This is a genomic window from Paracandidimonas soli, assembly GCF_004342005.1.
Classification (GTDB): Bacteria; Pseudomonadota; Gammaproteobacteria; order Burkholderiales; family Burkholderiaceae_B; genus Paracandidimonas; species Paracandidimonas soli.
Genome location: NZ_SMBX01000001.1, coordinates 660,948 through 678,302, shown reverse-complemented (window position 1 = coordinate 678,302; position 17,355 = coordinate 660,948). Strand labels below are relative to the sequence as shown.

Below are 17,355 nucleotides of genomic sequence, written 5' to 3'. Positions count from 1 at the left end.
CCATGGCCCATATCCGCTCGGCAATCTACATGGCCTTTCTGGTCATCACCGTCATTCCATACGCTATCTGCTGCCTGCTGTGGGCGCCGTTTCCGCAGCCCGTGCGCTACCGCCTGACCGTCGGCTGGCCGAAGCTGGCGCTGTGGGGCTCCCGCGTCATTCTCGGCATACGCTGGAAGGTCCTGGGCGAGGAAAACCTGCCTGACGGCCCCGTCATCCTGCTGTCCAAGCACCAGTCCGCCCTCGAAACCCTGTATTTCCCGGCGCGCATGCCGCGCCAGGTCTGCTTCGTCTACAAGAAGGAACTGCACCGCGTTCCCTTCTTCGGCTGGGGGCTGGCGTCGCTGCGCATGATTCCCATCGATCGCGCCAAGGGCCGGGAATCCTTCGAACAGGTCGAGCGCATCGGCGCACAGCGCCTGCAGGAAGGGCGCTGGCCCATCCTGTTCCCCGAAGGCACGCGCATGGCGCCCGGCAAGACGGGGCGCTACCGCATGGGCGGCGCCAGGCTGGCTGCGTACACCGGCGCGCCCGTCATCCCCATCGCCCACAATGCGGGAACGCTGTGGCCGCGCAACGCCTTTCTGAAGAAGCCTGGCACGGTCACGATTTCGTTCGGCCCTCCCATCGACACGAAGGGGCTGGACGCCGAAACCATCAATCAACGCGTGCAGGACTGGATCGAAGGAGAAATGCGCCGCATCGCACCAGAGCAGTATGGCCATGGCGAAAAAGAAAAAGGTCCGGCAGCTTGAGTTCGACTACGGCGAACTGGACTGCGGCAGCCCTGCCGGCCCCATGCAGTTGTCGCTGATCTTCGAGCCGTCCGAACCCGCAGCTCAGGGTAGCCTGCTGCCGCCTCCGAGCCGGCCGCCTGCGCCCCAGCCTCCGGCGCAGACCTCCAGCGGCCCATCTCCCTCGGGGATGGAACCTACGGTCCCTCAACGCCTCAGCGACGAAGGCGGCGCCCACTCGTCGCCGAGTCCTGGTAAAGCGGCGCCGCCGGCCTCCCTCAGCCATGAGGCTTACGCCGTCGAGCCGCCGTCCCTGCCGCCCAATACCCGCTGGCGCGTCATCAGCGTCGATGACACGCGCATCGGCTTCCTGCTGCGCCGCTCGCGGCGCAAGAGCATAGGCCTGGCCATCGGCGAAGACGGCCTGACCGTGACCTCCCCCCACTGGGTCACACTGTCACAGGTCGACGAAGCCGTCATCGCGAAATCGGCCTGGATCCTGCGCAAGCTGGCCGAACGGCAGGAACGCAAAGAACAGTTGGCGACGGCGGAAACGGCCTGGCAGCATGGCGGAACCATTCCTTATTTCGGAGTCCGCATCCGCCTCGTCCTGGGCGAGCAGCCGGAACGCGCCGCGTTTTCGGGCGAACCATTCATGCCCAGAGACGGCGACTGCCTGCGGCTGGCCCTGCCTCAGCAGGCGGACCACACCAGGGTGCGCGATGCCGTGCAGGCCTGGCTGCAGCAGCAGGCGCAAGCCTGGTTCGGCCAGCGCCTGGAGCACTTCCTGCAGAAAGGCCAGTTGCGCATCAATCGCTGGCGGCTGTCCTCCGCCGCCACGCGCTGGGGCTCCTGCAACAGCGACGGCAACATCATGCTGAACTGGCGCCTGATCCATTTCCCGCACGACGCCATCGACTACGTCATCGCCCATGAAGTCGCCCATCTGCGCGAGCTGAACCACAGCCCGCGCTTCTGGCAGGAAGTCGGCAGACTTATGCCCGGCTTCGAGACGGCTCGCAATGTCCTGAAGACGCATACGCCGGATACCCTGCCCCTGCTTTGAGGTCACCGCTTCGCCCGCAGACTGGTAGAATTTCCGTTCGGGCCAGGCGTCGTTCCGCCAGGCCCCCATCTTCGTCGCGGAGCGACTCTTGCGGCCCTTCATGGCCGGCTCCGCGCCCAGCCTCTTTCATTGCCAGGAATCACGCAATATGGCCGTCAATCTGCACATCCCGTCCGAAAGTGACATCTTTGCCGTCAACGGCGTCGAAATCGGTATCGCCGAGGCCGGGATCCGCAAAGCCGGGCGACGAGACCTGACCGTATTCCGCCTGGTCGAAGGCGCCCAGGTCGCCGGGGTGTTCACACGCAACCGCTTCCGCGCCGCCCCCGTCCAGGTCTGCGAACAGCACCTGGCCGCAGGCAAGGGCATCCGCGCCCTGGTCATCAACACGGGCAACGCCAATGCCGGCACGGGTGAACCCGGGCTGCAGGCCACGCGCCGCACTTGCGACGAGCTGGCCGGGCTGCTCGGCCTGTCCCCGGAGCAGATCCTGCCTTTCTCCACCGGCGTCATCCTGGAGCCGCTGCCTGTCGATCGCCTCGTGGCCGCGCTGCCGGCCGCCATCGCCGGCCTCGATGCCGGACAGTGGTTCGCCGCGGCCCACAGCATCATGACCACCGACACCCAGCCCAAGATCCATTCGCGCCGCATCGCGCTGGACGGCGTCACGGTCACGATCACCGGTATCAGCAAGGGCGCGGGCATGATCCGGCCCAACATGGCGACCATGCTCGGCTTCCTGGCCACCGACGCCGCCATCGACGGCGCCCTGCTGGCTGGGCTGACCCGCGAGATCGCGGACCGATCCTTCAACCGCATCACGGTCGACGGCGACACATCCACCAACGACTCCTTCATCATCATGGCCACCGGCCAGTCCGGCGCGCCCGTCGTCGCCAGCCGCAACGACCCGCGCTTCGCTACACTGCAACAGGCGCTGACCGAAGCCGCCCTGGAACTGGCGCAGAAGATCGTGCGCGACGCCGAAGGCGCCACCAAGTTCATGACGATCCGCGTCGAGCAGGCCGCCAGCCCGGAAGAAGCCCTGAAGGTCGCCTACGCCATTGCGCAATCGCCGCTGGTCAAGACCGCTTTCTACGCCTCCGACCCCAACCTGGGCCGCATTCTCTGCGCAATCGGTTATGCTGGCATCGACGACCTGGACGTCGGCAAGGTCAGCCTGTGGCTGGGGGACACCCTGGTCGCCAGCCGCGGCGAACGCCATCCCGACTACCAGGAAGAAGATGGCCAGCGGGTCATGAAAGAACCCGAAATCGACGTGCGCGTGGCCCTGGGCCGGGGCGAAGCGAGCGAGACCGTCTATACGTGCGACTTCTCGCACGAGTATGTTTCCATCAACGCGGATTACCGTTCCTGAGGATATCTGCCATGCAGCTCGACGTTCTGAAAATGGGAGATCCCAGGCTGTTCCGGACGGCGCAGCCTGTCACACAGTTCGGTTCGGACGAACTCGCCTCCATGGTCGCCGACCTGTTCGAGACCATGGAAGCGGAACAAGGCGTCGGGCTGGCAGCGCCGCAGGTCGGCATCGACCTGCAGCTCGTCGTTTTCGGCTTCGATGCCAACGCCCGCTATCCGGACGCGCCGGCCGTGCCGCGCACGATACTCTGCAATCCGGTCATCACGCCGCTGTCCAACGAAATGGAGGATGGATGGGAAGGCTGCCTGTCCATCCCGGGGCTGCGCGGACTGGTGCCGCGCTACCGCAGCATCCAGTACGAAGGCATGGACATCGATGGCAACCGCATCACGCGCCAGGCGGAAGGCTTCCATGCCCGCGTCGTGCAGCACGAAATCGACCACCTGCACGGCCTGCTGTATCCGTCCCGCATCCGGGACTTCACGAAGTTCGGGTTCACCAGCGAGCTGTTCCCGGAGCTGGACTGAGGCTACCCCAAATATCGAGGCTCGCCACTCTCCGGAAGCCTATCCACAACAATGCAAAAACGGTTGAGACATTTCATATAGCAACGCCAATTTGTCAAACGCGGCATTGAATGCACTATGTAGCTCTAGCATATTTGTCAAGATAAAACTTGACTTCACCTAAAAAGTCAAGCTAGAATGCAAGGCTTGGCGTTTTGCCAAGAGATTTTTCCATTTCGAGGTTACCCCCATGAATGCGGTCATAAAAACCGGCGGCAAGCAGTATCGCGTTGCCCCTGGTCTAAAACTGAAAATAGAACAGATACCGGCAGAAATTGGGCAGGAAATCAAGCTGGACCAGGTATTGTCGGTCGGCGAAGGCGAGCAGCTGCAAATCGGCGCTCCCCTCGTTGAAGGCGCCGTGGTCACAGCCACCGTTCTTGCACAAGGCCGTCACGACAAGGTCAAGATCTTCAAGATGCGCCGTCGCAAGCACTATCAGAAGCGTCAGGGCCATCGCCAGAACTACACCGAAATCCGCATCGACGCGGTCACGGTCTAAGTTCCGAGCCTTCCATCAACGGTTTTTGTACAGGATTCAATCATGGCACAGAAAAAAGGCGGCGGCTCTACGCGAAACGGTCGCGACTCACAGGCCAAGCGCCTGGGCGTCAAGCGCTACGGCGGCCAGCTGATCTCCGCCGGTTCCATCATCGTTCGCCAGCGCGGCACGCAATTCCACCCTGGCGTTAACGTCGGCATCGGCAAGGACCACACCCTGTTCTCTCTGGTAGAGGGCACGGTTCAGTTCGCCACCAAGGGCCCGATGAACAAACGCACGGTTTCCGTCGTTCCCGTCGCAGAGTAAGCGCCCCTTCGGGCATTGCCGTGCCTGCCGCCTTGCTGAAGGCGGCGGAAGACAAGGGCAGTGCCAAGCAAGCGGTCGCATCGCAAACCCCTGGCCAGCGCCAGGGGTTTGTCGTTTCCCGGGCAGCCATTGCGCCACCCGGATACAGGTTTGCTTTAGAATGCCGATAGCGGCCACAGCCGGATCCGGCGGCAGGCGCCTCCTGCCCACGACAGATCCTTTTCCACTCTTCTCTCCAGCCTGCTGGGCACAAAAGATACACCATGAAATTCGTTGACGAAGCCACCATCGAAGTCATCGCCGGCAAGGGCGGCAATGGCGCCGCCAGTTTCCGTCGCGAAAAATTCATCCCCTTCGGCGGCCCGGACGGCGGCGACGGCGGTCGCGGCGGCTCCATCCATGCCGTCGCCGACCGCAACGTCAACACGCTGATCGACTACCGCTACGCCCGCCTGCACCGCGCCAAGAACGGCGAAAAAGGCCACGGCTCCGACCGCTACGGCGCAGGCGCGCCCGACATCGTGCTGCGCATGCCTGTCGGTACATCGATTTTCGACGCCGAGACCGGCGAGCTGCTGTTCGACCTGGACCACCACGGCCAGAAGGTCACGCTGGCGGCCGGCGGCGAAGGCGGCCTGGGCAACCTGCACTTCAAGTCCAGCACCAACCGTGCGCCCCGCCAATTCACCCCCGGCAAGGAAGGCGAACAGCGCAAGCTGCGGCTCGAGCTCAAGGTGCTGGCCGACGTCGGCCTGCTGGGCCTGCCCAATGCAGGCAAGTCTACGCTGATCAGCAAGGTTTCCAATGCCCGTCCCAAGATCGCGGACTACCCCTTCACCACGCTGCACCCGAACCTGGGCGTCGTACGCACCTCGGCTTCGCGCAGCTTCGTCATTGCCGACATTCCCGGCCTGATCGAAGGCGCATCCGAAGGCGCAGGCCTGGGCCACCTGTTCCTGCGCCACCTGTCGCGCACCCGGGTATTGCTGCACATCCTGGACGTGTCCTCTCCCGATCCCGACATCGATGCCGTCGAGCAGGCCGTCTCCCAGGCGCGCGCCATCGTCGAGGAACTGCGCCGCTACGACGAAACCCTTTACAACAAGCCCCGCTGGCTGGTGCTGAACAAGCTCGACGCCGTCGAAGACCCCGACGACGTCAGGCAGCGCATCTGCCAGGCGCTGGAATGGACCGGCCCCGTATTCGGCATTTCCGCCCTCACGGGGGAAGGCACCAGCGAGCTCACCTACGCCCTGCAAGACTGGCTGGACGCCGAGCAGCGCAAGGCGCATACCGAGCAGGACATCCAGGACGGCACCCACGACTACGACGATCCGCGCTTCGACCCGGCCCGCAACAACCCCTGACTCATTTCCGTCCCATTCTTTTCCGCTTCGCATCATGTCTGCCGATCACGTATCCGTCGTTTCCGAAGCCCGGCGCATTGTCGTCAAGGTTGGCTCGTCGCTGGTGACCAATGAAGGCAAGGGCGTGGACCTTGCCGCCGTGGACCACTGGGCGGGCCAGATCGCCGAGCTGCGCGCCCAGCAGCGGGAAGTCGTGCTGGTCTCCAGCGGCGCCATCGCCGAAGGCATGGCCCGCCTGGGATGGCCCCGCCGCCCCAACACAGTGACGGAATTGCAGGCGGCGGCAGCCGTCGGACAGATGGGCCTGATCCAGGCCTACGAGGCCGCGTTCGGACGCCACGGCATCCGTACGGCGCAGATCCTGCTGACGCACGAAGACCTGTCCGACCGCAGGCGCTACCTGAACGCCCGCAGTACGCTGTACACACTGCTGTCGCTGGGCGTGGTTCCCATAGTCAACGAAAACGATACCGTCGTCACCGACGAAATCCGGCTGGGCGACAACGATACGCTGGGCGCCCTGGTCACCAACCTGATCGAAGCCAATGCACTGATCATCCTGACGGACCAGCCCGGCCTGTACAGCGCGGATCCGCGCAAGCATCCGGACGCCACCTTCATCTCCGTGGCCCAGGCCGGCGACCCCGCACTGGAAGCCATGGCGGGCGGCTCCGGCAGCGCCATCGGAACCGGCGGCATGCTGACCAAGGTGCTGGCGGCCAAGCGTGCGGCCAACAGCGGCGGGCACACCATCATCGCCTCGGGCAGGGAGCCCAAGGTATTGCAGCGCCTGGCGCAGGGCGAACCCATCGGCAGCGAACTGCGAGCCAGCATGCACACCCATTCCGCCCGCAAGCGCTGGCTTGCCAACCATCTGCGCCTGCGCGGCCGCATCACGCTGGACGACGGCGCCGTCAAGGCGTTGACTCAGGGTCGCCGCAGCCTGCTTCCCATCGGCGCCATCGCGGTGGAAGGGGAGTTCGAGCGAGGCGATGTCGTCGCCTGCGTGGACCGCAGCGGGGCCGAGTGCGGGCGCGGCCTGATCAATTATTCGTCCGGCGATACCCGGCGCATCCTGCGCCAGCCCAGCCACAAGATCGCGGAAATCCTGGGGAGCATGTCCGACCAGGAACTGATGCATCGCGACAACATGATCGTCACCCCTCGGCCCGAGCAGAGCCCGCCCACGTGAAACCGCAAGCCGCGCGAAGCCCAAGGGCCGGCAACCGGCCCATGTGAGATTCCTTTTGATGCGAGGAACTCTGGCCCAAGGGCCGGAGCACCACTTCGCGGCCTGCATGCCGCTCGGATTCGCAGACAGCAGTCCCTAGGCCTTGCCGGAGAACATGTAGCCCCAGTTGCGCAGCGACTTCAGGGGCAGGACCAGCCCGTATTTTTCCGCTTTTCTGCGCAGGCGGCTGATCATGACGCCAAGACGCCCCCGGTCTTTTTCGCTCGGGCTTTCTTCGAACTCGCCATGGATCGCGGCGATCAGCGTCTCGCGCGAAGCCTTTTTTTCAGGGGCGGACATGAGCACGCTCAGGAACGCCCGCTCTCCCGTCGTCAAGGGCATGCCGACGCCCTCCGGACTGACCAGCACCCATCCCTGATCACCCAGCGTCCAGTTTGCGGAAGCGACGGTGGACGATCCGGGGCTAGGCGCCTCTCTTCTTTGCCATACCGCCTGCCTGCGCGCCAGACCCAGCAGCATGGACACCAGCAATTCGGCCGATGCCGTTTCGGGCGCCCAGACATCGACACCCAGCTGGAAGCAAGAGGCCAATCCCGGTTCACCCCCCGTGCCGTGAACCAGCATGATGCCGGTTGCCGGGAACAAGGTGCGCAGGGAAGACACTACGGTACGGCTACGGGGGTCCACATCGGTCAGCACAAACAGGGGCGGCGCAGCATCGCGCCTCTCGAACAGTTGAAGAACATGGCGGTAGGCCTCTGCCGGCTCACCGCACGCGAAAGCAGTCCAGCCGTATTCGGCCAGCATCCCCGAAAGCGATTGTTTTCGTTGCGGGGAGGCGGACAGCAGTACGACTGACATATCCGGCTTCATGGAGGACTCCTTTTTGTGTCTGACACGCCCCCCCTTGCAACTGCCGCCGGACGCGTGCCGTTGTGCCATATTTCATCCCATTTTATTACGTTTGAATTATAAATAATTACCATTGTGATTGAATTACGTCGTTCAATCACTTTGTGAAGAATTTTGCAAATCGCCTACGCTACGCGCGAGAAATGCGCGGCCTGACGCAAACCGAACTGGCGAAGGCCTCCGGCATTTCGCAAAGTGCGATCGCCAACTATGAAAATGGCACCCGCAAAACCGCCAAGAACATTTTCAAGCTGGCAAAGGCGCTGCAACTGAATCCGCTATGGCTGGCGGAAGGCGTGCTGCCGATGGAGCCTTCCCTGGCGGAACCGGCGCAGGACTATGCCGGCGCGAACTTCGCCGGCGCCTCGTGGCCGTTCCATCAGATAAGTCCGCAGACCTGGAAGTCCTTGTCCGCGCACGACCGGCAGGTCGTGGAGCACACGATATCCACCCTGATCCGCACATTGCAGAACCGCCAGGACACGCCCTGACGCCACGCCGCCAGGGCTGCCCGTCACTCACGACATTGCGAAGAATGCCGGGCTTCCCCAGCACAGCCTGCCATATTGCGCGGACCATGCCGGAACGAGTTACTCCAGCCGTATGCCGGAGCGCTCCAGCACAGGTTGCCAGAATGCATGATCCTTTTCGATGCGTTCGGCGAACGCCTCGGGCGAGGCGTGATACGCCACGCTGCCGCTGGCTGCGAAGCGCTGCAGCGTATCCTTCTGCGCCAGGGCCTCGCCAATGGCGGCATTGAGTTTGCCCACCACGGCGTCAGGCGTGCCCTTGCGGGCCACGATGCCGAGCCAGACCCCGTTCTCGAACCCATCGTAGCCCGCGTCCGCGAAGGTCGGCACGGAAGACAGGCTTTGCAGTTCGGGGATGCGCGGGCTGACCGCCAGCACCTTCGCCCTGTTGTCCTTGAGCAAAGGCTCGACCAGCGCCGTTCCCACCAGATAGGCATGCGTTTCCCCGGACAGCGTCGCATTCATGGCGTCGGGGCCGGAGCGGAATGGAATGTGCACGACATCGATATCGCTCTGCTGCCTGAAGAGTTCGAACAGCACATGCGGAGGCGAGCCGACGCTGGAAGAGGCGTAATTCAAGACGCCTGGATGCGCCTTGGCCCACTGCACCAGCTCAGGCAAGGTATTGGCCGGAAAATCCTTGTTCACCACCATAGCCATGGAAATCGTGGCAATAGGGGAAACCGCCTGCAGGTCCGTGCGCGGGTCGTACGGCAATTGCGCGAACAGGTACGGATTCCAGACGGCGTGTGCATTGGTCACCAACGCGAGCGTATAGCCGTCCGCCGGCTTGGACAGTACGTCGCGCATTGCCAGGATGCCGCCCGCGCCGGGCTTGTTCTCCACCACCACAGGCTGGCCCAGAATGGCGCGCAGCTTCTCCGCCAGCGGCCTGGCGAACAGATCCGGCAGGCTGCCGCCGGCTCCATTGACCACCAGGTGGATCGGCCGCTCGGGATAGGGCTGCGCCGCGGACGCAGCTGCCGCCATCACGCCCGCGATGGCCAGCGCCAGAACACGCAATACAGACAACATGTGCAACTCTCCTTGAGAGACTTATTGGACAGAGCAACCTCAGCCAGGCCCCGCGCCCCTGATTGAGCCGTTCAGCCCAGGCGTCGGCGCACGATTTCCACGAACATCCTGACTCCGATCGGGGCTGAAGCGTCATTGAAATCGAACTTCGGGTGGTGGCACATAGCGCCACCGTTGCCCAGGAAGAAATAGGCTCCCGGACGGCGCTCCAGCATATAGGCGAAATCCTCGGAAGCCATCAGCGGCGCAATGTCGGGATCAAGGTTGTCGTTGCCGACGACGGCCCTGCCCGCCTCGATGACCGTCTGCACGGGTCCGGGCGCGTTCACCGTGGGAGGCGAGGTCTGCAGGTGATCGAACACCACCTCGCAATCGTAGGTGGCCTGGATGCCGACGCAGATTTCCTTCAGGCGGCGCAGCACATCGGCCTGCACCTGGCGGTCCAGCGTGCGCACCGTGCCCTCCAGGATCGCCGTATCGGCAATGATGTTGGGCGCCGTGCCCGCATTGAACTGGCAGATGCTGACCACGGCGGTCTGCAGCGGGTCGATGCTGCGGCTGGCGATGGTCTGTACTGCCTGCACCAGCGCGCTGCCGATGACGATGGGATCGCGCGCGCGATGCGGCGATGCCGCATGGCCGCCCACGCCCCTGACCGTGATGCGGAACAGGTCGCAGGCGGACAGTTGTGACCCGACACGCACGCCCACTTTGCCAGAGGGAAGCGGCGGATGATTGTGCAAGCCGAAAATCTCGTCGCAGGGAAAACGGTCGAACAGGCCGTCGTCCATCATGGCCAGGCCGCCCAGCAGCGTTTCCTCGGCGGGCTGGAAAATCAGGTGCACCGTGCCGCGGAAATCCGGGTTGCGCGACAGCGCGTAGGCCGTGCCCAGCAGCACGGTGGTATGTCCGTCGTGCCCGCATCCATGGAACACGTTCTGCCGTGTCGACTGGTACTCGGCCCCGGTCTGCTCGGCCATGGGCAGTGCATCCATATCGGCGCGCAGGCCGATGGCGCCGCCCTCGCCGGCCTTGCCGCGAATGACCCCGACCACGCCCGTGCCGCCGATGCCGGTATGCGTCTCTATCCCCCACCCACGCAGTTTTTCCGCCACGAACGCGGCGGTCTCGTGCTCCTGGAAAGCCAGTTCCGGATGACTGTGCAGCTTGCGCCGCCACTCGGTCATGTCCCTGGCAAGCGCGTCCATATCCACCGACAGCATGAGTCTTCCCTCTAACAAAGAATGATTTTCAATTAACCATTTTCCCATGTTTCCAGACGGCATGCACGGTATGCGCAGCCAGGCGCGCCTGCCGCCAAGCTCGACAAAATATCCTAACATATAGGAAATGAATTCCAATATTTGATTTCATGTATCGGCTTATATATGATTTCCCTCAACCCGATTCCGGCTGTTGCAAGGCCGGGATCACCGATGAATCGGAAACACAGTGGACAAAACCTTATTGAAGGGCCTGATGGTGCTGGAAGCGGTCAATCGCCTCGATGACCGCCCTCTCACACTGGAACAGATCGCAGCCGAAATCGGGCTGACGCGCAGCAACACGCACCGCACGCTGCAGACGCTCGCCCATGCGGGCTACGTGCGGCGCGACCCGGACACCGGCGTCTATCAGTGCACGCTCAAGATGTTCGAACTGGGCGCGCGCCAGCTTGCCGGCCTGGATATCCGCAAGCCTGCATCCCCCCTTATGCGAGAACTCGCGCACCGCACCGGGGAAACCGTGCATCTGTCCGTGCTCGACGGTCTGGACGTGGTGTACATCGACAAAATCGACAGCCCCCAGCCGCTGCGAGCCTACTCCACCATCGGCGGCCGCGCGCCGGCCTATGCCGTGGCAACCGGCAAGGCCCTGCTGGCATTCCAGGCGCCGGACTATCTCGAGCACTATGCGGATGCCGTCCGGCAGCACACGCAGGACACGCACGCCTCGCTGCCTGTCCTGCGCAAGGAGCTGGCGGACATCGCGCGCATCGGCTATGCCATCAATCGCGGCGAATGGCGCCAGGGCATAGGCGGGATTGCGGCCCCCGTCTTCAATGGGCTGGACAAAGCCATTGCGGCCCTGGGGGTCTCGGGCCCGCTGGAACGGCTGACGCTGCAGAAAATGATGGAATGCGCGCGGGCTGTGCAGGAAGCCGCCCGCAAGCTTTCCACGCACATGGGTTATCGCGGCGCCTACTTCGGCCTTGCCGCCTGAATGCAAATACTACGGAGATGAAATGAATCAGGAATCGACGCTGAAAGGCATCCGTGTCATCGAGGTCTGCAATGTCGCGGCCGGACCGTTCTGCGGCATGCTGCTGGCCGATATGGGGGCCGACGTCATCAAGATCGAGCAGCCCGGCACCGGCGACACGCTGCGCAGCTGGTCTCCCATCACCAACGGCTACAGCGAGAACTTCGCCTCGCTGAACCGCAACAAGCGTTCGGTCGCGCTCAATCTGAAGGACGCGGCAGATCGCCAGACGGCGGCCGAACTCATCTCGCAGGCGGACGTGCTGATCGAGAACAACCGGCCTGGCGTCATGGACCGCCTCGGCCTGGGCTATGCCGCCATGCGCGAACGCAATCCCCGTCTGGTGTATTGCTCCATCTCCGCCTATGGCCAGACCGGCCCGCGCAGCCAGGAAGGCGGCTTCGACCTTACGCTGCAAGCCATGAGCGGCCTGATGAGCGTAACGGGCGAGCAGGACGGCGCTCCGGTCAAATGCGGAGTGCCGGTCTGCGACTTCACCGCCGGCCTGTACGCCGCCTTTTCCATTGCGGCGGCGCTGCGCCAGGCGCAGGCCCAGGGCGAGGGCACGCATATCGATGTCTCCATGCTGGGCGCCACCCTGGGGATTGCCGCGCTGCAGACCTCCCAGTATTTCGGCACGGGCATCGACCCCGTCAAGCTGGGTTCGGCGCATCCCCGCAATGCTCCCTACCAGGTGTTCCGCTGCCAGAACGGATACTTCGGCATGGCCGCGGGGAACAATTCGCTGTGGAAATCCGTGTGCGCCGTCGTAGGCAGGGAAGACCTGTGCGAGGACGCGCGCTTCCTGAACACGACGGACCGCGCCGAAAACCAGATCGCGCTACGCATCATCCTGGAAGACATCTTCGCGCATGCCGATGTCGACACCTGGCTGACGCGCTTCCGCGAGGCCGGCGTCCCTTGCGCTCCCATCAACAATTACTCCGACGTCCTGGCCGATCCGCAGGTCGAACACATGGAATGGGTGCGGGAACTGGAACTGCCCAATGGATCCCTCACCCGCACCTTCGCCTCCCCAGTACGTTTCGATGCGCGCACGGCGGGCATCCTGCGCCGTCCTCCGGCACTGGGAGAACACAATGAAGAAGTGCTCGCCGAACTGCGCGGCGCCAGCGTGACGGAGTAAGGCGGCCATGTCGGAATCACTGATCATCCATCGCCAGCCCGACTGCTGGGCATTCACGCTGAACCGTCCGGAAAAGCGCAACGCGCTGTCGTCCGAACTTGTCGAAGCCCTGATCTCCGGCGTCGAGGACGCGCATGCCCACGGCATCCCCTTGCTGGTCTTCAGGGGGGAAGGCAAGAACTTCAGCGCGGGCTTCGATTTCACCGATTACGAGACGCAAAGCGAAGGCGACCTGCTGCTGCGCATGGTGCGCATCGAAACCTTGCTGCAACTGCTGGCGTCTTCCGGCAGCCTGACCGTCGCCCTGGCGCACGGACGCAACTTCGGCGCGGGCGTGGACATCCTGGCCGCATGCAAATTGCGCTACTGCGCGCCGGACGCCAGCTTCCGCATGCCCGGGCTGAAATTCGGGCTGGTGCTGGGCACGCGGCGATTCCGCAATATCGTCGGCGCGGCAAACGCGCTATCCATCCTGGGCAACGCGCGCAGCTTCGATGCCGGAGAAGCGCAGACCATAGGCTTCATCCAGCGCGCCGCCCCGCAGGAGGACTGGCCCGCGCTGCTGACGCAGGCCGCCGAAACCGCCGACGCGCTGGATGCCTGCACCCGGGCCAGCCTGTATCGGGCGCTGGATACAAACGATATGGACACCGACATGGCGGAACTGGCGCGCTCCGCAGCCCGCCCCGGACTCAAGGCGCGCATACGCCAATACCTGGCAGCCTGAATCCAGCCTATACGAACGACCAGAAAAAGCGCTCATCGCCTGATCCAGCGGTGCGGCTCAATCCACTACCCGGATCGCAAAACAATACGGAGAGACAATGAAGACGACAGCAAAAAGCTCGGCGGTACGCCGCTCGCCAGGCATCGCAGCAGTCAGGGCAACCGTGGCGGCATTGACGTTGGCGCTGCCCGCCATCGGCCTTGCCGCAAGCGACTACCCGAACAAGCCCATCAGCCTGATCGTATCCTACCCCGCAGGGGGCAGCGTGGACGTGGCCGCCCGCATCCTGCAGGATCCGCTCAGCAAGTCCCTGGGCCAGACCGTCGTCGTGGAAAACAAGGGCGGCGCCGGCGGCACCATTGCGACTGGCGCCGTGGCGCGCGCCGCGCCCGATGGCTACACCCTGCTGATCACCCTGTCATCGCACACCATCAACCCCGCCATCTACACCTCGCTGCCCTTCGATACGGAAAAGGACCTGAAGCCGGTATCGCTGGTCGCATCGGCCCCGCAGGTCCTGGTAGCCCATCCTTCGTTTCCGCCCTCCTCGATTGCCGAACTCATCGAATACGTCAAGGCATCAAAAACGGAAGTGCCCTATGGATCCGCAGGCACCGGCTCTCCCAGCCACATCGCGGGCGAACTGCTCAAGCTGCGCGCCGGAAACGTGAAGCTCATGCATGTGCCCTATCGCGGCGGCGGTCCGGCCACGGTGGATGTCGTCGGAGGACAGATTCCGCTGCTCTGGGTATCTCTGCCTTCGGTCACGTCCTTCATCAAGAACGGCCAATTGAAGGCGCTGGCGGTTTCCACCGAAAAGCGCACGCCGGTCATGCCGGACATCCCGGCCGTCTCCGAAACCATAGAAGGGTTCAATGTAGACTCCTGGTACGCCATCTTTGCGCCGGCCAAAACCCCGGACGAGGCCATCGAAAAGCTGCACGGCGCAATCGTCGAAGCCAGCAAGGACAAGAAGGTTCAGGAATCCTTCATGGCCCAGGGCGCGGTCGCCGTGGGCAGCACGCCCGCGGAACTGGATGCCGTCGTGAAGACGGAAATCCCCATGTGGAAGGACCTGGCCAAAAAAGCGGGGATACAGGTCAACTGACCGGCGCCGCCTCAAGAGGAAGCTTTTGTCCAGGGGCGGCCCTAGACAAAAAAATGCGTCGCAATGAACTGGCATTGCGGCGCATTTTCCTGATGCCTGGCCTCGGCCATCGGCCGGGCCTGGCGGCCGGGAGACTTACTGCTGCACGGCGTACAGGTACAGCTCCACACGACGGTTCATGGCGCGGCCTTCCGCCGTGCCGTTGTCCGCCACCGGATAGTCGGGACCGCGGCCTTCCGCGGTCAGGCGGTCTCCCGCCACGCCCTGGCCGGCCAGGTAGTTCGTGACCGAACGCGCGCGATCGACGGACAGCTTCTGGTTGACGGCCGCCGAACCCGTACTGTCGGTGTGCCCGATGGACTTGGCGCGCAGTTGCGGATGCTGTACCAGCGCGCGTGCGACGCTGTCGAGCACCGGCAGCAAGGCGGGCTTCAGGTCGGAGCGGCCGGTATCGAAGGAAACATTGCTGGGGATGTTGACGCGCAGCGAGCCATCGGCCATTTCCGTCACATCCACGCCAAGGTTGGAGGCGCCGGACTCCTGCACGTCATTCTTGATCTTCGACCAGTTGTAGCCGACGATGCCGCCGGCGACGGCGCCGACGCCCGCGCCGATGGCGGCGGCCTTGCTGCTGTCACCGATCAATGCGCCAAGACCCGCGCCCACGGCCGCGCCCGCACCCGCTCCCACGGCAGTGCGTCCGCCCTGCGTTCCTGTTGCTGTGCAACCCGCAGCCAGAACGACAACGCTCAGGCATGCGCCGATACGGCCAATACGCTTGGACAGTTCCATTGTGATTCTCCTTGTTTTCAGATCTTGCGATCGTATCGCCCAGACACGGCGCACATTGCGCAGTCCGCCCGGATCCGCACTCTGCTGCCAGAGCGCGCTCCCCGCACGGCATCATGTCCTGCTTACGGAAGGCATACTATCAAGCGCCGGCCCCGATAGATGTAACATTTTTGCGCAATTTGCAGTCGTTGACGAATGAACGAAACAATGGATGGTAGCCGCGCCGGGCGAATCCATGAAAATCGGGCCATCGAGCATGGACTCCGCAGTCCCGCTCGATGGCCCGTGTATTACATACAGGTGCACCGGAATGCATCGAAGACGCCCGGGCCTGCCGGCCCAGGCTTACATCGGGTGAGTCACTCCCGCCTGAAGTCGGGCGCTTCCTCGCCACCATACGGGGGCGCCTGCGGCGCCATATGAACACTGCCTCGCTTGACCTCGTCGTGAACGACGAAGCTTGCGCTTGGGCGCGTGGTCAGAACAGCTTCGCGCCCGACACTTCCACGATTTCCTTGTACTTGGCCAGTTCGCGCTGCACCATCTCGGCGAACTCCGCCGGCGTATTCGGCTCGATGTCGGAGCCCATCGCCAGCAGCGCCTTGCTGACCGCCGGATCCTTCATGGCCTTGGCATAGGCGCGATGCAGCACTTCGATCGCCTCATCCGGCGTGCCGCCGGTGGAGAACACGCCGAACCACGTTCCCAGGTCGAACTTGTCGACACCCGCTTCCTGCATGGTCGGCAGGTCGGGGTAGATGGAAGAGCGTTCCGCCGTCGTCACGGCCAGCGCCTTGACCTGCCCGTCCTTGATCAGCCCTGCAGCCGATGCCAGGTTATCGAACATGAAATGCACCTGCGCACTGAGCAGCGCCAGCTTGGCCGGCGCTGCGCCGGCATAGGGCACGTGCACAGTCTTCACGCCTTCGCGGACATTGAGCAACTCGCCGGCCAGGTGTCCGGCGCTGCCGTTGCCGCCCGAGGCGAAGTTAAGCTCGCCATCGTGCTTCTTGGCGTATTCGACCAGATCCTTGACCGAATCGATGTTGTTGGCCTTCGCGAAATCGGCATTCACGATCAGCACATTGGGCACGGAAGCCAGCAATGTCACTGGCGCGAAGCTCTTGACCGGATCGAACGGAAGGTCCGGATACAGCCAGGGGTTGATGGCATTGATGGCTACGGCTCCCATGACCAGGGTATAGCCATCGGGAGCGGCCTTGGCGACATAGGCCGCGCCGATATTGCCTCCCGCGCCCGGACGGTTTTCCACGACGACGGGCTGGCCCAGCTCCGGCTGGACTTTTTCCGCCAGCAGACGCGCGACGTTGTCCAGGGGGCCGCCGGGTGCATATGGCACCACGAACTGTATGGGCTTGGACGGATAGCCGCCCTGCGCCAGGCTGGCCTGCCCGAAGCCCAGGCATGCCGCCGTCATGGCAAACGCACCAACCCATTTGGACGCCGGGATACGGCCGGTATTGAACATACTCATTGTTGTTTTCTCCTCTTGTAAATCAGTCCCGCCTGAAGTCGGGAGCTTCCTCGCCACAATACGGGGGCGCCTGCGGCGCCGTATGAACACTGCCTCGCTCGAGCTCGTCGTGAACGACGAGGCTTGCGCTTGAGCGCGTGGTCATGCACCAGATGTAGGCATTCTACGCCTTTTGTGACAAATTCCCCGGCCATCGCCGCCGGCCGTATTGGCGCAACGCAAACAATGACCTC

Annotated in this window: 18 protein-coding genes; 13 read left to right on the top strand and 5 right to left on the bottom strand. The window is 63.8% G+C overall.

From position 1 onward, the window contains the following. Window positions 1–2 precede the first annotated feature (2 nt). The 8 genes from EV686_RS03120 (at window position 3) to proB (ending at window position 7,114) form a co-directional block, all read left to right on the top strand. Window positions 3–755, top strand: coding sequence for a lysophospholipid acyltransferase family protein (locus tag EV686_RS03120; RefSeq protein WP_132473362.1), 753 nt, complete (start codon window positions 3–5; stop codon window positions 753–755). Window positions 756–798: 43 nt separating this feature from the next. Beyond that, window positions 799–1,800 carry a M48 family metallopeptidase gene (locus EV686_RS03115; protein WP_132473682.1) on the top strand — a complete coding sequence of 334 codons (1,002 nt, stop codon included), beginning with the start codon at window positions 799–801 and terminating at the stop codon, window positions 1,798–1,800. A 148-nt stretch (window positions 1,801–1,948) separates the two neighbouring features. After that, a complete protein-coding gene (gene argJ / locus EV686_RS03110) occupies window positions 1,949–3,178 on the top strand; it encodes a bifunctional glutamate N-acetyltransferase/amino-acid acetyltransferase ArgJ (RefSeq protein ID WP_132473360.1) in 1,230 nt (409 codons plus the stop codon). Window positions 3,179–3,189: 11 nt separating this feature from the next. Next, on the top strand, window positions 3,190–3,708 hold the full coding sequence (gene def / locus EV686_RS03105; protein WP_132473358.1) for a peptide deformylase: 519 nt from the start codon (window positions 3,190–3,192) through the stop codon (window positions 3,706–3,708). A gap of 229 nt (window positions 3,709–3,937) precedes the next feature. Next, complete coding sequence (gene rplU, locus EV686_RS03100) at window positions 3,938–4,249, top strand: 50S ribosomal protein L21 (protein WP_132473356.1); 312 nt, start codon at window positions 3,938–3,940, stop codon at window positions 4,247–4,249. A 42-nt stretch (window positions 4,250–4,291) separates the two neighbouring features. Continuing rightward, window positions 4,292–4,555: a 50S ribosomal protein L27 gene (gene rpmA, locus EV686_RS03095; RefSeq protein WP_132473354.1), complete on the top strand. Its 264-nt coding sequence runs from the start codon at window positions 4,292–4,294 to the stop codon at window positions 4,553–4,555. Between the two features lie 263 nt (window positions 4,556–4,818). Continuing rightward, complete coding sequence (obgE, locus tag EV686_RS03090; protein ID WP_132473352.1) at window positions 4,819–5,922, top strand: GTPase ObgE; 1,104 nt, start codon at window positions 4,819–4,821, stop codon at window positions 5,920–5,922. Window positions 5,923–5,956: 34 nt separating this feature from the next. Then, complete coding sequence (gene proB, locus EV686_RS03085; RefSeq protein ID WP_132473350.1) at window positions 5,957–7,114, top strand: glutamate 5-kinase; 1,158 nt, start codon at window positions 5,957–5,959, stop codon at window positions 7,112–7,114. A 135-nt stretch (window positions 7,115–7,249) separates the two neighbouring features. Here proB and EV686_RS03080 read toward each other — a convergent pair whose 3' ends face one another. Then, window positions 7,250–7,987, bottom strand: coding sequence for a winged helix-turn-helix domain-containing protein (locus tag EV686_RS03080; RefSeq protein ID WP_165972477.1), 738 nt, complete (start codon window positions 7,985–7,987; stop codon window positions 7,250–7,252). Between the two features lie 143 nt (window positions 7,988–8,130). On the opposite strand from EV686_RS03080, the gene EV686_RS03075 reads away from it, so the two are divergent. After that, window positions 8,131–8,517 carry a helix-turn-helix domain-containing protein gene (locus EV686_RS03075; protein ID WP_132473346.1) on the top strand — a complete coding sequence of 129 codons (387 nt, stop codon included), beginning with the start codon at window positions 8,131–8,133 and terminating at the stop codon, window positions 8,515–8,517. Between the two features lie 99 nt (window positions 8,518–8,616). Here EV686_RS03075 and EV686_RS03070 read toward each other — a convergent pair whose 3' ends face one another. Both EV686_RS03070 and EV686_RS03065 read right to left on the bottom strand, forming a co-directional pair. Then, window positions 8,617–9,591, bottom strand: coding sequence for a Bug family tripartite tricarboxylate transporter substrate binding protein (locus tag EV686_RS03070; protein WP_243650717.1), 975 nt, complete (start codon window positions 9,589–9,591; stop codon window positions 8,617–8,619). Between the two features lie 71 nt (window positions 9,592–9,662). Then, window positions 9,663–10,814, bottom strand: coding sequence for a M20 aminoacylase family protein (locus EV686_RS03065; RefSeq protein WP_243650716.1), 1,152 nt, complete (start codon window positions 10,812–10,814; stop codon window positions 9,663–9,665). 229 nt (window positions 10,815–11,043) lie between these two features. On the opposite strand from EV686_RS03065, the gene EV686_RS03060 reads away from it, so the two are divergent. The 4 genes from EV686_RS03060 to EV686_RS03045 all read left to right on the top strand — a co-directional run bounded on the left by EV686_RS03060 (window position 11,044) and on the right by EV686_RS03045 (window position 14,835). Beyond that, a complete protein-coding gene (locus EV686_RS03060) occupies window positions 11,044–11,814 on the top strand; it encodes an IclR family transcriptional regulator (RefSeq protein ID WP_165972476.1) in 771 nt (256 codons plus the stop codon). Window positions 11,815–11,836: 22 nt separating this feature from the next. Then, the gene (locus EV686_RS03055; protein ID WP_132473344.1) at window positions 11,837–13,000 is read left to right on the top strand and encodes a CaiB/BaiF CoA transferase family protein; all 1,164 of its coding nucleotides are present in this window, start codon (window positions 11,837–11,839) and stop codon (window positions 12,998–13,000) included. A gap of 7 nt (window positions 13,001–13,007) precedes the next feature. Further along, window positions 13,008–13,727, top strand: a complete 720-nt coding sequence (locus tag EV686_RS03050) for an enoyl-CoA hydratase/isomerase family protein (protein ID WP_132473342.1) — start codon at window positions 13,008–13,010, stop codon at window positions 13,725–13,727. 97 nt (window positions 13,728–13,824) lie between these two features. After that, window positions 13,825–14,835: a Bug family tripartite tricarboxylate transporter substrate binding protein gene (locus EV686_RS03045; protein WP_132473340.1), complete on the top strand. Its 1,011-nt coding sequence runs from the start codon at window positions 13,825–13,827 to the stop codon at window positions 14,833–14,835. Window positions 14,836–14,970: 135 nt separating this feature from the next. Here the strand turns inward: EV686_RS03045 and EV686_RS03040 are convergent, their stop codons facing one another. Further along, window positions 14,971–15,627 (bottom strand): YiaD family glycine zipper/OmpA-like lipoprotein, encoded by a 657-nt coding sequence (locus EV686_RS03040; RefSeq protein ID WP_132473338.1) that lies wholly within the window; start codon window positions 15,625–15,627, stop codon window positions 14,971–14,973. 478 nt (window positions 15,628–16,105) lie between these two features. Next, window positions 16,106–17,122, bottom strand: a complete 1,017-nt coding sequence (locus tag EV686_RS03035) for a Bug family tripartite tricarboxylate transporter substrate binding protein (RefSeq protein ID WP_377747872.1) — start codon at window positions 17,120–17,122, stop codon at window positions 16,106–16,108. Between the last annotated feature and the right edge of the window lie 233 nt (window positions 17,123–17,355).